Below are 15,049 nucleotides of genomic sequence, written 5' to 3'. Positions count from 1 at the left end.
ACGATTGTTATCTGTTCCTGCACTATAATTGTTGGCCTATGCAGGTAACAAGCGCGTACACCTGCATGAATTGAACAGGAAATTTGCACAATCATGCAGCTCGATAATCTCTCGCACCTGGCTGTTTTTACCGCTGTGGCACGCCACGGCAGTTTTCGCAAGGCGGCGGCCGAACTGGCCTTGTCGGCGTCGGCGGTCAGCTATGCGGTGCGCACGCTGGAGGACCGGCTGGGCGTCGGGCTGTTCAACCGCACCACGCGCAGCGTCGCGCTGACCGAGGCCGGCAAGCATTTGCTGGAACGCTTGCAGCCGGCGCTGGGCGGCGTCAGCCTGGCGCTGGAGGAGATGAATCTGTTTCGCGCGTCGCCGGCCGGCACGCTGCGCATCAACAGCTCGCGCGATGCGGCGGTGATGGTGGTGGGGCCGCTGATCCAGCGCTACCTGGAGGCGTATCCGGATATCTCGCTGGACATCGTCAGCGAAGATGGGCTGGTCGATATTGTCGAGCGCGGCTTCGATCTCGGCATCCGCTACGAGGAGCATGTGCCGGAGGACATGATCGCCGTGCCGGTGTGGGGACCGCAGCGCTTTGTGGTGGTCGGTTCGCCGGCGTATCTGAAGCAGCACGGCGTGCCGCGGCATCCGGACGACCTGGCGCGGCACCACTGCGTGCGCTACCGCTTCCCGCGCGGGAATATCTACAAGTGGGAACTGGGCAAGGGCGATATCAGGCTGGAGGTGGATGTGCCGGGACGCCTGTCGGTCGGCGATTCGCAGCTGGGCTTGCGGGCGGCGCTGGATGGCGTGGCCCTGACGTTTTTGCCGGAGTTCCGGCTGCTGCCTTACATCGAGGCGGGCCAGCTGGTGCGCGTGCTGGAGGACTGGTGTCCGCCTTCCACCGGATTGATGATGTACTACCCGCGCCAGCGGCGCATGTCGTCGGCCTTGCGCGCCTTTGTCGATATGGCGCGCATGCCGGCGGAAAACCCTAATTGATTGCGGCCTGATCTGCGTCAGTGCCGGGCCTGATTGGCGCAACTGGTTTGGGATTCCGCTGTCTCATCCGCACGGGCACATTGGTGCCTGCTTCATGGAGGAGACCATCATGCTGCATCCAAACGATATCCAGCACCGGTTTTATTTCGTCGAACGCGCGGTGCGCCTGGCGTCACAGGCGGCCTCGGCCGAGCCGGGCTTGCCGAGGGAGTTGCGCAACTGTCTTGAGTTGATGGACAAGCATGCGGACGGCGCGCGCGAGATCTTGCAGTCGGCCGACGAGGCGCGCATCCGCAAGCTGGTGCGCGAGCTCGACATCCTGGCCGAACGCGCGCGGCGCATCTGCAACTACATCCCCACCTTGTCCGGCCAGATCAAAGGCGCGGTCAGCCACATGCACAGCCAGATTGAGGAACTGAAGCGTGACATGAGTGTCTAAAGGGGAGCAGGCCGCCAGCACGGGGCCTGATTAATCATGGAAAACAAGCAAATCAACCTGGAGCTGATCATGCATTTCGGATTCAGCGTTTTATATGTGCTGGTGGTAGCCGCTGGCGCCGCCGTGATTGAAATGGCGGCACGCGGACTGAGTTGGCTTGGCGTCAGTGACGTTTCCTATTATCTTTTGTCCGGCGCTGCCCGCCTCCTGCTGGCCATGGACGTCGTGCTGCTTGTCCTTATCATGTATTTCTCGGCCAGAAAATTACTGCGGAGGGCTGCCAATGAAAACTGATCATGAAGAGAGCTTCATCAAGCGGATGTTCAGAGACAGCTTGCGCCGTTATTTTGCGCCGTTGACCGGTGCGATACGCGGCGCACGCCGGGCAATTCGAGCGGAAATGCGGCGTGACGACCGTGATCTCGAACGTTTGCGACGACGTTAGGCCTTACAGCACTCCTTTCGCGCGCAGGGCGGCGATGTCGGCGTCGCTGCGGCCGAGCAGGTCGTGCAGGACGGCGTCGGTATGCTGGCCGAGCAGGGGCGGGGCGACGGCGTTGTCGGTTGGCGTGGCGGACATGCGCATCGGGCTGCGCACAAGCCTGGTGGTGCCGGCCGTCGGATGCGGCACTTCCATGACGATGCCGCGCGCTTCGACTTGCGGATTCTTGTAGACGTCGTCCAGGTCGTTGATTGGGCCGCACGGCACGCCCACTTCCTCCAGCCTCGAAATCCAGAAATCGCGCGATTGCTGCAACACCATCTCCGCCAGCAGCGGCACCAGCTCGTCGCGGTTCTTCACGCGCAGCGGATTGGTGGCATAGCGTTCGTGGAACGCCAGGTCGGCGCGGCCGCCCGCTTCGACAAACTTCTGGTACTGCCCATCATTGCCGGTGGCGACGATGATGTAGCCGTCCGTACACTGGAACGTCTGGTACGGCACGATGTTGGGATGGGCATTGCCCCAGCGCTTGGGCGCCTTGCCGCTGTTGAGGTAATTGCTGCCGGCATTGGCCAGCATCGCCACCTGCACATCCAGCAAGGCCATGTCGATGTACTGGCCTTCGCCGCTGCGGTCGCGGTGCGTCAGCGCGGCCAGGATGGCGATGGTGGCGTACATGCCGGTCATCAGGTCGGTCAGGGCGACGCCGGCTTTCTGCGGGCCGCCGCCCGGCAGGTCGTCGCGCTCGCCGGTCACCGACATCAGGCCGCCCATGCCCTGGATCAGGAAGTCATAGCCGGCGCGGTGCGCATACGGACCGTCCTGGCCGAAGCCGGTCACCGAGCAGTACACCAGGTCCGGCTTGAGCGCCTTCAGCGATTCATAGTCCAGGCCGTAGCGCTTCAGCTGGCCGACCTTGTAGTTTTCCAGCACCACATCGCTGTGCGCCACCAGCTCGCGGATCAGCTGCTGGCCTTCGGCGCTGGCGATGTCCACCGTCACCGAGCGCTTGCCGCGATTTGCCGACAGGTAGTAGGCCGCTTCGGTGGTGTCCTTGCCCTCGGCGTCGCGCGCGTACGGCGGGCCCCAGGCGCGCGTATCGTCGCCGTTGCCGGGGCGTTCGATCTTGATCACGTCTGCGCCGAGATCGGCCAGATTCTGCGAGCACCACGGTCCCGCCAGCACGCGGCTCAGGTCGAGCACGCGGATGTGGCCCAGCGCTTTGGGAGCTGTCATGATGTGTATAACCTTTTGAGCGAACAATCAGGCCGCTAGTGTAGTGGTTCAGTCGCCCGGCTGCACGTGGTTTTTTTGCAAGAGGAGCGCCAGCGCCTGCGCATCGCGCCGCCGCTGCGACGGCGACGGATAATCCGGCTTGCTGCCGTGCGGCCAGTCGCTGGCGCGCACCATCTTGCGGAAGTAGCCGGCCAGCTGCGCCGCCGGCCAGCCGGCGCGCCACGCCAGCCGCAGGCCTTCGCGGTCGGCTTCCTGTTCCTGCCCGTAGTTGAGGTCGGCCAGCCTGGCCATCAGGCCGGCGTCGTTGTCGACCGCGTATTCCAGTTCGGCGAACGGCCGCTGCGCCCACGCCGGTTCCAGCCGCAGCGCGGCCTGGTATTCCAGCAGGTTGTGATGCAGGGCCGCGTGTTCGATCTCGTGCGCCAGCAGCATGGCCAGCTCGGCGTCGCCCAGGCCGAGGCGTTCGACGTACTGCTGGCTGACCAGGATTTTGCCGCCGGCCATGCAGTCGGCGTTCTGGCGCGCGTCGTCGGTGGTGTGGACTTCCCAGGCCCAGCCGGCGGTTTCCGGATAGTCGCGCCGGGCCTGCGCGATCAGCACGTCGGCCACGCCGCGCACGCGGGCGGTAAAGCGCGGATCGCGATCGACCACGAACTCCCCCAAACGGTCGGCATAGATGACGGCGGCGCGCGCCATCACCTCGTCCTGCGTCGGTTCTTCGGCGGCGCGGCAGCAGGCCGCCGCTAGCAGCAAAGCGGCCATTCGTGATAACGTTGCTATCGTTGCCATAACAACCTTTCAAGGCTAGCCATGTGGCCCTATCCAAAAATTGTTGCACATCGCGGCGGCGGCACGCTGGCGCCGGAAAACACCGTGGCCGGCCTGCGCGCCGGCCTGGCTTACGGCTTTCGCGCCGTCGAGTTCGACGTGATGCTGTCGCGCGACAGCATCGGCATGGTGATCCACGATCCCGAGTTCGGCCGCACCGTGGCCGGGCAGGGCAGCGTGCCGCAGACCGACGCCGTCGACCTCGCCGGCATGGACGCCGGCAGTTGGTTCGGCTCGGCATTCCGCGACGAACCGATACCGTTCTACACCCAGTTCATCGATTATTGCAAGGCGCAGCGCATCTGGATGAACGTGGAAATCAAGCCGGCCGACGGTTTCGAGGCCGACACCGGCGCCTGGGTGGCCAAGGTCACGCGCGACAGCTATGCCGCCGAACTGGCCGCCGGCGACCCGGCCGGCTATCCGCTGCTGTCCTCATTCAGTTTCGAGGCCTTGGCCGCCGCGCGCGACGCCGCACCGGAACTGCCGCGCGGCTATCTGCTGGACCAGATCCCGGCCGACTGGCAAGCCCAGGCGCAGGAGCTGGGCGCGGTCGCCATCCATACCAACCACAAGCACCTGACGGCCGAACTGGCCGCGCAGATCAAGGCCGCCGGCTTCGGCCTGTTCTGCTACACCGTCAACGACGCCGCGCGCGGCCGGGAAATCCTGGCCTGGGGCGTGGACGGCTTCTGCACCGACCGCATCGATCTGATCGGCCCCACCTTCGCCTGAGTCTCTTCCGCCACAGTCTGAACCGGTCCGTGTAGCACAAACGTGCTACACGGCGGTTTTTGCTGCCTGTCCGCCGCTATCATGCGTCCACATGTTGTTTCCGCGTCAATTTTTCCTCCTCTTTCCCACAACAAGAAATCATGTCCAAGACGATCTCCCCTAGTACCTTGCGCCGTTCGGCGCTGATGCTGTCGCTGTGCGCGGCGGCCACCGCGCGCGCCCAGGACGCCGGCACGCCGACCGAGGCGGCCAAGGCGGCCGCGCTGGACCGCCCGGTCACCGCGCTGGTGGTCGAGCGCACCGACCTGGACGCCGCCGGCGCCGTCGCGCCCGCCACCTTCGGCGGTTCCGAGTACAACCGCGACTTCCTGCGCGGCTTCAAGAATGACAGCGCGCTGCGCAACGGCCATCGCGACTACGGCTACCTCGGCACCGAATGCTTCTGCTCGATGGAATCGATCGAAGTGCTGAAAGGCCCGGCCTCGGCGCTGTACGGCAACGGCAAGCCGGGCGGCGACCTGAACAGCATCGCCAAGATGCCGGGCCTGAGCGACTACCGCAACATCAGCCTGTTCGCCAGCAGCCCCGGCCTGAGCCGCGTGCGGGTCGACGTCGCCGATGTGGTGGACGACACGGTGGCCTACCGCGTCAACGCCCAGGCCTACAAGGGCGCCACCTATACCGACCGCAACAGCCGCGATTCGGTCTTCATCGTGCCGGTGGTGGAGTGGCGCGTGACGCCGGACCTGAAGCTGACGGCGGCCTACAACGGCGGCTATCTGCAAACCACCTGGAATCCGCAGCTGGTGGCCAACCAGGCGCTGATGTCGCTGCCGGCGCAGCGTTTCCTCGGCGAGCCGGTCAACCAGGCGCGCATCGTCGACAACACCGGCCGGCTGGAACTGGACTACAAGCTGGCGAACGGCGCGCACCTGCGCCAGGCGTTCATGTACCAGTCCGAGAGCTACCGCGACAGCGGCCTGAGCTATGACACCTTCCACTACGGCCTCGATGAACTGGTGGACGCCAGCGGCATGGTCAAGCGGGTGTCGCAGCGCGACCACGCCGAGCAGACCATCTTCGTGTCGCAGTCGGAAATCTTCGGCCGCGCCGCGCTGTGGCAGGTGCCGGTGGATTATCTGCTGGGCCTGGAAGTAGGGCGTTTCGACTACAGCTACAGGCTCGACGTCGGCGATGGCGCATCGATCAACATCCACCATCCGGTGTATGGCGCCGCCATGTCCGGCGCGCTGACCACGCTGGCCGATCAGGTCTACGGCACCGACAACCTGGTGCTGTATTCGCAGAACCGCTTCCAGCTGAGCCCGGCCATGCGGCTGCTGCTGGGCGTGCGCGTCGAGCGTTATCGCGACTATCTGCAGGAGGCCGGCGAGACGCGCGTGTCGCAGAACGATGCGCTGTTCTCGCCGCGCGTGGGCCTGACCTATCAGCTGAATCCGCAATGGATCGCCGCGCTCAGCTGGACCAATTCGTCGCGGCCGCAGATCGGCGCCAAGAGCGCCAGCGGCAAGCTGTTCCGTCCTGAAGCGGGCACGCAGGTCGAGGGCAGCCTGCAATACACGGCGCCGGACGAATCGCTGAAGGCCACCACCTCGCTGTTTTCCATCACCCGCAAGAACGTGCTGACGCAGGATCTGGCCAGCCCCAACTTCCAGATCGACTCGGGCCGCCGCAGCAGCCGTGGCGTCGAGGAAGACCTGAGCTACGCCTTCACGCCGGAACTCAAGCTGGACGCGGCCGCTTCCTACACCAGCGCCTACGTCAGCCACGACACCGTGCTGCCGGTCGGCGCCGCGCTGGCCGGCGTGCCGAAATGGTTCACCAGCCTGTACCTGGGCTACGACCTGAATCCGGCCTGGAGCCTGGGCGCCGGCTATGTGTTCGAATCGCGCCGCGTGGCGACCTTGCCGGACAACGGCGTCACGCTGCCGGCCATGTCGAGCATCGACCTGACGGCGACTTACAAGACCAAGAAATGGAGCATCGACGTCACCCTGGTCAACAGCGGCGACAAGCGCGGCTACACCTCGGATGGCTATACCATCACGCCGGTCAATCCGCGCGAATTGCAGGTGACCGGACGCTACAAGTTTTAAGCAAGTCAGCTAAACCAAACAGCATGTTCATTTAAATTTTTTCGCCCGGCGTGACATTCCGAGTATATATTCTGGCGATCGGCTTCTAAGCTGATTCCAGAATTAGCGAAGGGAAGGACATGCAGCTGGCGCTAACGTCCTATGCGGTTGCTACCTATCTGGACGCCGCCTTGAATCACATGGACATCGCGGTGTTCCTGGTCGATGCGGAGTTGCGCCTGTTGCACGCCAATGCCGCCGCCGGCGAATTGCTGGAACGTGATACGGCTTTGCGGCTGCACGGCGACAAGCTGTTGCAGGACGCCGCCTGCGGCGACAAGTCGCTGGCGCAGCTGGTTGCCGCCGCGCTCGGTTCGCCACACGATACGGCCCATCTGTATGCTCTCAGCTTACCGCGTCGCAACCGCCAGCCGCTGCTGCTGACGGTGGTGCCCTTCCTGCCGCCGGACGAGCTGGCCGCGCTGCCGGCCTGCGCCATCGTGATGGCCGGCGATCCCGAGACGCACCGCCTGCCGCGCCAGCTGTTGATGCAGCTGTTCGACCTCACACCGGCCGAGGCCGGCGTGGCGCAGGCGCTGGCCCACGGCGAAGCGCTGGAAGACATCGCGGCCGCGCTCGACATCAGCCTGCACACCGTCAAAACCCATCTGCAAAAGCTGTTCCGCAAGACCGGCACGCGCCGCCAGGGCGAGCTGGTGTCGATGCTGCACGGCGTGCCGGCCGCCGTGCGCGCTCAATCGTTCGAGTGATGTATCTGCTCGCACCGCTGCCTAGACTTGTGACACGCTGCCGGCCGGCGGTGCGAGATCAACAAGACAGGGAGTGGGGAAAATGAAAATTCAATGGCTGTTGGGCCTGGCGCTGTGCGCTGCCATGGGCGCGCAAGCGCAGCAAAGCGATGAGATCGTGACCGTTGCCGCGCCGCGCCTGACGATCGACCAGCCGGATCAGCGCTATTACATGGAGGACTGGCAAATGCGGCAATTCCGCGGATCATACGATCTTGCCAACGGCCAGACGCTGCACGTGCGCGGCGGCGGCACGGCGCTGTATGGTGAAATCGACAACCAGGGGCCGCACCGCATGGTCGCCACCCGCCACAACACCTTCGTGGCGCTGGACCGCAAGCTGCAGGTGCGGATCGACTTCGCCGACGATGGCGAGGCCGGCGGCGAAGTGCTGATGGCGCAGCCGCAACGTAACCTCGCCACGGGGGAAATCACCGAGCAGGTGGTGAGGCTGGCGACGCGTTAGTTGGGGGAAGTACGGGCTGGCTGTGGCATAATCCTTTTTTTGCACCAGCCAGCTATTTACCCTATAACGACATGAAATCATCTGAAATCCGCGAGAAGTTCCTCAAATTTTTCGAATCTAAGGGTCATACCATTGTCCGGTCCAGCCCGCTGGTGCCAGGCAATGACCCAACCATGCTGTTGACCAATTCCGGCATGGTGCAGTTCAAGGACGTGTTCCTGGGCCTGGATACGCGCCCTTACTCGCGCGCCACCACCGTGCAGCGTTGCGTGCGCGCCGGCGGCAAGCACAACGACCTGGAAAACGTCGGCTACACCGCGCGTCACCACACCTTCTTCGAAATGCTGGGCAATTTCAGCTTCGGCGACTACTTCAAGCGCGACGCCATCAACTACGCCTGGGAACTGCTGACCAAGGTCTACCAGCTGCCGGCCGAGAAGCTGACCGTCACCGTCTACTTTGAAGACGACGAAGCCTACGACATCTGGGCCAACGAGATCGGCGTGCCGAAAGAGCGCATCATCCGCATCGGCGACAACAAGGGTTCGCGCTACGCCTCGGACAACTTCTGGCAGATGGCCGACGTCGGCCCATGCGGTCCGTGCACCGAGATCTTCTACGACCACGGCGCCGACATCTGGGGCGGCCCACCGGGCTCGACCGAGGAAGACGGCGACCGCTTCATCGAAATCTGGAACCTGGTGTTCATGCAGTTCAACCGCGACGAAGCGGGCGTGATGCACAAGCTGCCGAAGCCATGCGTGGACACCGGCATGGGCATGGAGCGCCTGGCCGCCGTGCTGCAACACGTGCACAGCAACTACGAAATCGACCTGTTCCAGAACCTGATCAAGGCGGCCGCGCGCGAAACCGGCGCCGCCGACCTGGAATCGAAATCGCTGCGCGTGATCGCCGACCACATCCGCGCCGCCTCGTTCCTCATTGTGGATGGCATCATTCCTGGCGCCGAAGGCCACGGCTACGTCCTGCGCCGCATCATCCGCCGCGCGCTGCGCCACGGCCACAAGCTGGGCCAGACCAAGCCGTTCTTCTACAAGCTGGTGGAAGACCTGGACATCGAGATGGGCGCCGCCTATCCGGAGCTGACCGAAGCCAAGGCGCGCGTGGCCGCGACGCTGAAGGCCGAGGAAGAGCGCTTCGGCGAAACGCTGGAAAACGGCATGAAGATCCTGGAAGCGCAGCTGGCCAAGGATCCAACCAAGCTGGATGGCGGCACCGCCTTCACCCTGTACGACACCTACGGCTTCCCGCTGGACCTGACCGCCGACATCTGCCGCGAACGCAACATCACGCTGGATGAAGAGGGCTTCAACGCCGCGATGGAACAGCAGAAGAAGACCGCGCGCGCCGCCGGCAAGTTCAAGATGGCCGCCAACGTCGAGTACTCGGGCGAGAAAACCAAATTCGTCGGTTACGACGACCTGAACGTCAATTCCAAAGTGATCGCCCTGTACGCCAATGGCGCACCGGTGCAGGAACTGAAGGCCGGCGAGCAGGGCATCGTGGTGCTGGACACCACGCCGTTCTACGCCGAGTCCGGCGGCCAGGTCGGCGACCAGGGCGTCATCAGCACTGCCGGCGCGGTGTTCAACGTGGAAGACACGCTGAAGATCCAGGCCGACGTGTTCGGCCAGCACGGCGTGCTGGCGCAGGGTTCGCTGAAGGTCGGCGACGCCGTGTCGGCGCAGGTCGACCTGCACAAGCGCGGCCGCACCATCCGCAACCACTCGGCCACCCACCTGATGCACAAAGCCCTGCGCGAAGTGCTGGGTTCGCACGTGGCGCAGAAAGGCTCGCTGGTCGATCCGGACAAAACCCGTTTCGACTTCAGCCACAACGCGCCGCTGACCGCCGAGCAGATCGCCGAAGTGGAAGCCAAGGTCAATAAGGAGATCCTGGAAAACCACGCCACCAAGGCGCAGCACATGTCGTTCGACGACGCGGTCAAGCACGGCGCCATGGCGCTGTTCGGCGAGAAGTACGGCGACGAAGTGCGCGTGCTGGACATCGGCACCTCGAAAGAGCTGTGCGGCGGCGTCCACGTGCAGCGCACCGGCGACATCGGCCTGTTCAAGATCATCGGTGAAAGCGGCGTCGCGGCCGGCATCCGCCGCGTGGAAGCCGTGACCGGCGAAGGCGCGCTGGCGCTGGTGCAGGGCATGGCCCGCAAGCTGAACGAAGCGGCTGCCGCGCTGAAATCGAATCCGGACGAGCTGACCGCCAAGATTGGCGCGGTGCAGGACCAGGTCAAATCGCTGGAGAAGGAACTGGCGGCGCTGAAATCGAAACTGGCCGCCGGCCAGGGCGATGAGCTGGCCGGCCAGGCGGTCGACGTCAAGGGCATCAAGGTGCTGGCGGCCACGCTGGAAGGCGCCGACGTCACCGCGCTGCGCGAAACCATGGACAAGCTGAAGGACAAGCTGAAGACCGCCGCCATCGTGCTGGCATCGGTCAACGACGGCAAGGTCAGCCTGATCGCCGGCGTTACCGCCGACTCGGTGGGCAAGGTCAAAGCAGGCGAGCTGGTCAACTTCGTCGCACAACAAGTGGGCGGCAAAGGCGGCGGACGCCCTGATATGGCGCAGGCCGGCGGCACCGATCCTAGCGGTCTGGCCGGCGCCCTGACGGGCGTTGCGGCATGGGTGGGCGAGCGCGTATAAAGCATTAAAACCCCGCTGTAAAGCAGTATTTATGCGGCCTGCGCTCGATTGACGATCGAACGCGGGCCGTTGTCGTATGTGGAGTAGTGTTGTATACTTTCCGGCTTGCGTTGCGAACTTGCAACGTACAACGAACTATTTTGGTGCAGCGCGTCATCCCCTCCAAAAAGGAGTAGTATGGCGTCACCTCCTTACCTACGAGCGGGTTTCTTGATGAGCGAAACGATACTTGAAAACGAAACCATCGAATTCCACAAGGAATTGGATGCGCGTGGCCTGAATTGCCCGTTGCCTATTCTGAAGGCCAAAAAGGCCTTGTCGGAACTGCAAAGTGGTGAAGTGCTGCGCATCATGGCCACCGACCCGGGTTCGGTGCGCGATTTCCAGGCTTTTAGCAAGCAGACCGGCAACGCCCTGTTGTCGCACGTCCAGACTGGCCGTGAATTTGTATTTTTGATGCAGCGCAAATAACAGCCGCTGTACTCTTCCTCCATAGAAATCCGTCTTGAAGATTTATTTTTTAGACGATTTCTACTAGCGAAAAATCGCACGATCGTGCTTTAATTTATTGTGCGGAGCGGATTTCTCATATAATCTAGCCCACTAATTTGTCCCGAATTCTATTTTTCCCAAAGGCACAGCTATGAAAGTCTTGGTACCCGTCAAACGTGTGGTCGACTACAACGTCAAGGTGCGTGTGAAGTCCGATGGCACCGGCGTTGATATCGCCAACGTCAAAATGTCGATGAACCCTTTCGATGAGATCGCGGTGGAAGAGGCGACCCGTCTGAAAGAAGCCGGCAAAGTGACGGAAGTGGTGGCCGTGTCGGCCGGCGTGACCCAGTGCCAGGAAACCCTGCGCACCGCCATGGCCATCGGCGCCGACCGCGGCATCCTGGTCGAAACCACTACCGAACTGGAGCCGCTGGCCGTGGCCAAGCTGCTGAAGGCGCTGGCTGACAAAGAGCAGCCGCAACTGATCATCCTGGGCAAGCAGGCGATCGACGACGACTCCAACCAGACCGGCCAGATGCTGGCTGCGCTGCTGGGCTGGCCGCAAGCGACCTTCGCCTCGAAAGTGGTGCTGGACGACGGCAAGGTCACCGTGACCCGCGAAGTGGACGGCGGCCTGGAAACCCTGTCGCTGACGCTGCCAGCCATCGTCACCACCGACCTGCGCCTGAACGAGCCGCGCTACGTGACGCTGCCGAACATCATGAAAGCGAAGAAGAAAACGCTGGACGTGACCAAGCCGGAAGATCTGGGCGTCGATGTGACCCCGCGCCTGAAAACCGTGAAAGTCGCCGAGCCTGCCAAACGCTCCGCCGGCATCATCGTCCCGGACGTCGCTACCCTGGTCGCCAAGCTGCGCACCGAAGCTAAAGTCATCTAAAGGAAACCGAAAATGGTCGCATTAGTTATCGCAGAACACGACAACGCCAGCCTGAAGGCCAGCACCCTGCACACCGTTACCGCAGCCGCCCAGTGCGGCGGCGAGGTCCACGTCCTGGTGGCCGGCTCCAACGCAGGCGCGGTGGCCACCGCTGCCGCCGCCATCGCCGGCGTCTCGAAAGTGATCGTTGCCGACGCCGCGCACTTCGCCGACGGCCTGGCCGAGAACGTTGCCGAGCAAGTGCTGGCAATCGCCGCTGCGTACAGCCACATCCTGGCGCCAGCCACCGCCTACGGCAAGAACATCCTGCCGCGCGTGGCCGCCAAGCTGGACGTGGCGCAGATTTCGGAAATCACCAAGGTCGATGCGCCGGACACCTTCGAGCGTCCGATCTACGCCGGTAACGCCATCGCCACCGTGCAATCGGGCGACAAGGTCAAGGTCATCACCGTGCGTTCGACCGGCTTCGACGCCGCTGCCGCCACCGGTGGTTCGGCCGCGACCGAGACCGCCACTGCCGTGGCCGATTCGGGCAAGTCGTCGTTCGTGGGCCGCGAAGTGGCCAAGTCGGACCGTCCGGAGCTGACCGCCGCCAAGATCATCGTGTCCGGTGGCCGTGGCATGGGTTCGGGCGAAGCGTTCAAGATCCTGGAACCGCTGGCCGACAAGCTGAACGCCGCCATGGGCGCCTCGCGCGCAGCGGTGGACGCGGGCTACGTGCCGAACGACTGGCAAGTGGGCCAGACCGGCAAGATCGTTGCGCCTAACCTGTACATCGCGGTCGGTATTTCCGGCGCGATCCAGCATCTGGCCGGCATGAAGGATTCGAAGACCATTGTTGCCATCAACAAGGATCCGGAAGCGCCGATCTTCTCGGTGGCCGACTACGGCATCGTCGGCGATCTGTTCGAAGTCGTGCCGCAACTGGTTGCTGAACTGGGCTAAACCCGCATAAAGCACACTCAGGCCACGCTGATCCGGAACGCCGGATTGCCGTGGCCTTTTTCTTGGAGACATAAGATGCCGTATCAAGCACCCCTGAAAGACATGCTGTTCGTGATGAACGAACTGGCCGACCTGGCCGCCGTCAACGCGCTGCCGGGCAATGAAGACGCCACCGCGGACACCGCCGAAGCGATCCTGGAAGAAAACGCCAAGTTCGTCAGCGGCGTGGTCGCGCCGCTGAACGCGCCAAGCGACAAGGAGCCGAGCTGGTGGCATGACGGCCAGGTCACCACCTCCAAGGGCTTCAAGGAAGCCTTCAAGCAGTTCGGCGAGGCGGGCTGGCAGGGCGTGCAGCATCCGGTCGAATTCGGCGGCCAGGGCCTGCCGAAGCTGTTCGCGACGCCGTGCATCGAAATGCTCAACGCCGGCAGCATCTCGTTCGCGCTGTGCCCGTTGCTGTCGGACGGCGCCATCGAAGCGCTGCTGACCGCCGGCAGCGACGAGCAGAAGGCCATCTACCTGGAAAAACTGGTGTCCGGCGAGTGGACCGGCACCATGAACCTGACCGAGCCGCAAGCCGGCTCCGATCTGGCCGCCGTGCGCACCCGCGCCGTGCCGCAGGGCGACGGCACCTACAAGGTGTTCGGCACCAAGATCTTCATCACCTACGGCGAGCACGACTTCTCGGACAACATCGTCCACCTGGTGCTGGCGCGCACGCCGGATGCGCCGGCGGGCGTGAAGGGCATCTCGCTGTTCATCGTGCCGAAGTTCCTGGTCAACGCCGACGGCTCGCTGGGCGAGCGCAACGACGCGCACTGCGTGTCGATCGAACACAAGCTGGGCATCAAGGCCAGCCCGACCGCCGTGCTGCAGTTCGGCGACCATGGCGGCGCCATCGGCACGCTGGTGGGCGAAGAGAACCGCGGCCTGGAATACATGTTCATCATGATGAACGCGGCGCGCTTCGGCGTCGGCCTGCAGGGCATCGGCCTGGCGGAACGCGCGTATCAGAAGGCCGTGGCGTTCGCCAAGGACCGCGTGCAGTCGCGCGACCTGGCCGGTTCGGCCGGTCCGGTGGCGATCATTCACCATCCGGACGTGCGCCGCATGCTGATGTCGATGCGTTCGCAGACCGAGGCGGCGCGCGCGCTGGCCTACGTCGGCGCCGGCCTCAGCGATGTCGCCCACAGCCATGCCGATGCGGAAGTACGCAAGGTCAACCTGGCGGTGTACGAATACCTGGTACCGATCATCAAGGGCTGGTCGACCGAAATGTCGCAGGACGTGGCGCGTGACGGCGTGCAGGTGCACGGCGGCATGGGCTTCATCGAAGAAACCGGCGCGGCGCAGCACTACCGCGACGCCAAGATCCTGACCATCTACGAAGGCACGACCGCGATCCAGGCCAACGACCTGGTCGGCCGCAAGACCGTGCGCGATGGCGGCGCAGTGGCCAGGAACATCCTGGCCCAGGTGCGCGCCACCGAGGCGGCGCTGGCGGATGTCGACAATGTTGACTTCAAGGCCATCCTGGCCCAACTGTCGGCCGGCAGCAAGGATCTGGAGGCGGTGGTGGACTACGTGGTGGCCAACGTCAAGACCGACGTCAAGGGCGTGTTCTCGGGCAGCGTGCTGTACCTGAAACTGGCCGGCATCGTGCTGGGCGGCTGGCAGATGGCGCGCGCGGCCGTGATCGCGCAGCAGAAGCTGGAAGCAGGCGAGGGCGACGCCGCCTTCTACAAAGCCAAGATCGCCACTGCGCGCTTCTTTGCGGATCACATCCTGTCGCAAGCCTCCGGCCTGCGCAACGCCATCATCAACGGCAGCGCCGGCGTCCTGGCGCTGGACATCGAGCAGTTCTAAGCCCAAAACCGGGGTCAGTTCTGCCATTGGTACATGAGCCCGTGTACGATTGGCAGAACTGACCCCGGAGTTTCTGGCCACCGGTTATGCATTAAAAGTGAATCCAAAGTAATTTGA

The 15,049-nt window shown here is 63.9% G+C and carries 15 protein-coding genes; 13 read left to right on the top strand and 2 right to left on the bottom strand.

The annotated features are described in order from the left end of the window. The first annotated feature begins 93 nt into the window (after positions 1-93). From GJ698_RS15880 to GJ698_RS30500, 4 genes are all read left to right on the top strand, one after another. The gene (locus GJ698_RS15880) at positions 94-996 is read left to right on the top strand and encodes a LysR family transcriptional regulator (protein ID WP_154358716.1); all 903 of its coding nucleotides are present in this window, start codon (positions 94-96) and stop codon (positions 994-996) included. A 109-nt stretch (positions 997-1,105) separates the two neighbouring features. Continuing rightward, positions 1,106-1,435: a hypothetical protein gene (locus GJ698_RS15875; RefSeq protein ID WP_154358714.1), complete on the top strand. Its 330-nt coding sequence runs from the start codon at positions 1,106-1,108 to the stop codon at positions 1,433-1,435. A 36-nt stretch (positions 1,436-1,471) separates the two neighbouring features. Beyond that, on the top strand, positions 1,472-1,729 hold the full coding sequence (locus GJ698_RS15870) for a hypothetical protein (protein ID WP_154358712.1): 258 nt from the start codon (positions 1,472-1,474) through the stop codon (positions 1,727-1,729). After that, the gene (locus tag GJ698_RS30500; RefSeq protein WP_166454884.1) at positions 1,719-1,880 is read left to right on the top strand and encodes a hypothetical protein; all 162 of its coding nucleotides are present in this window, start codon (positions 1,719-1,721) and stop codon (positions 1,878-1,880) included. The genes GJ698_RS15870 and GJ698_RS30500 overlap by 11 nt, the downstream gene beginning before the upstream one ends. Positions 1,881-1,883: 3 nt before the next feature. Here the strand turns inward: GJ698_RS30500 and GJ698_RS15865 are convergent, their stop codons facing one another. Together GJ698_RS15865 and GJ698_RS15860 are read right to left on the bottom strand one after the other, a co-directional pair. Beyond that, positions 1,884-3,113, bottom strand: coding sequence for a CaiB/BaiF CoA transferase family protein (locus GJ698_RS15865; RefSeq protein WP_154358710.1), 1,230 nt, complete (start codon positions 3,111-3,113; stop codon positions 1,884-1,886). 48 nt (positions 3,114-3,161) lie between these two features. After that, on the bottom strand, positions 3,162-3,875 hold the full coding sequence (locus GJ698_RS15860; RefSeq protein ID WP_166454883.1) for a M48 family metalloprotease: 714 nt from the start codon (positions 3,873-3,875) through the stop codon (positions 3,162-3,164). A 48-nt stretch (positions 3,876-3,923) separates the two neighbouring features. Between GJ698_RS15860 and ugpQ the strand changes: the two genes are divergently transcribed. From ugpQ to GJ698_RS15815, 9 genes are all read left to right on the top strand, one after another. Further along, a complete protein-coding gene (ugpQ, locus tag GJ698_RS15855) occupies positions 3,924-4,676 on the top strand; it encodes a glycerophosphodiester phosphodiesterase (RefSeq protein ID WP_154358706.1) in 753 nt (250 codons plus the stop codon). 140 nt (positions 4,677-4,816) lie between these two features. Further along, the gene (locus GJ698_RS15850; protein ID WP_154358704.1) at positions 4,817-6,793 is read left to right on the top strand and encodes a TonB-dependent receptor; all 1,977 of its coding nucleotides are present in this window, start codon (positions 4,817-4,819) and stop codon (positions 6,791-6,793) included. A gap of 119 nt (positions 6,794-6,912) precedes the next feature. Then, the gene (locus GJ698_RS15845) at positions 6,913-7,542 is read left to right on the top strand and encodes a helix-turn-helix transcriptional regulator (RefSeq protein ID WP_154358702.1); all 630 of its coding nucleotides are present in this window, start codon (positions 6,913-6,915) and stop codon (positions 7,540-7,542) included. An 82-nt stretch (positions 7,543-7,624) separates the two neighbouring features. After that, positions 7,625-8,047 carry a hypothetical protein gene (locus tag GJ698_RS15840; protein WP_154358700.1) on the top strand — a complete coding sequence of 141 codons (423 nt, stop codon included), beginning with the start codon at positions 7,625-7,627 and terminating at the stop codon, positions 8,045-8,047. Positions 8,048-8,118: 71 nt separating this feature from the next. Next, positions 8,119-10,728, top strand: a complete 2,610-nt coding sequence (gene alaS, locus GJ698_RS15835; protein ID WP_154358698.1) for an alanine--tRNA ligase — start codon at positions 8,119-8,121, stop codon at positions 10,726-10,728. Between the two features lie 213 nt (positions 10,729-10,941). Beyond that, a complete protein-coding gene (locus GJ698_RS15830; RefSeq protein ID WP_154358944.1) occupies positions 10,942-11,199 on the top strand; it encodes a sulfurtransferase TusA family protein in 258 nt (85 codons plus the stop codon). Positions 11,200-11,371: 172 nt separating this feature from the next. Then, positions 11,372-12,121: an electron transfer flavoprotein subunit beta/FixA family protein gene (locus tag GJ698_RS15825; RefSeq protein ID WP_154358696.1), complete on the top strand. Its 750-nt coding sequence runs from the start codon at positions 11,372-11,374 to the stop codon at positions 12,119-12,121. A 12-nt stretch (positions 12,122-12,133) separates the two neighbouring features. After that, the gene (locus GJ698_RS15820) at positions 12,134-13,066 is read left to right on the top strand and encodes an electron transfer flavoprotein subunit alpha/FixB family protein (protein ID WP_154358694.1); all 933 of its coding nucleotides are present in this window, start codon (positions 12,134-12,136) and stop codon (positions 13,064-13,066) included. A gap of 75 nt (positions 13,067-13,141) precedes the next feature. Further along, positions 13,142-14,932 (top strand): acyl-CoA dehydrogenase, encoded by a 1,791-nt coding sequence (locus tag GJ698_RS15815; protein ID WP_154358692.1) that lies wholly within the window; start codon positions 13,142-13,144, stop codon positions 14,930-14,932. Positions 14,933-15,049 lie beyond the last annotated feature (117 nt).

It is taken from the genome of Duganella aquatilis (assembly GCF_009674565.1).
GTDB lineage: Bacteria > Pseudomonadota > Gammaproteobacteria > Burkholderiales > Burkholderiaceae_D > Rugamonas > Rugamonas aquatilis.
This window is presented reverse-complemented; position numbering and strand designations above follow the sequence as displayed.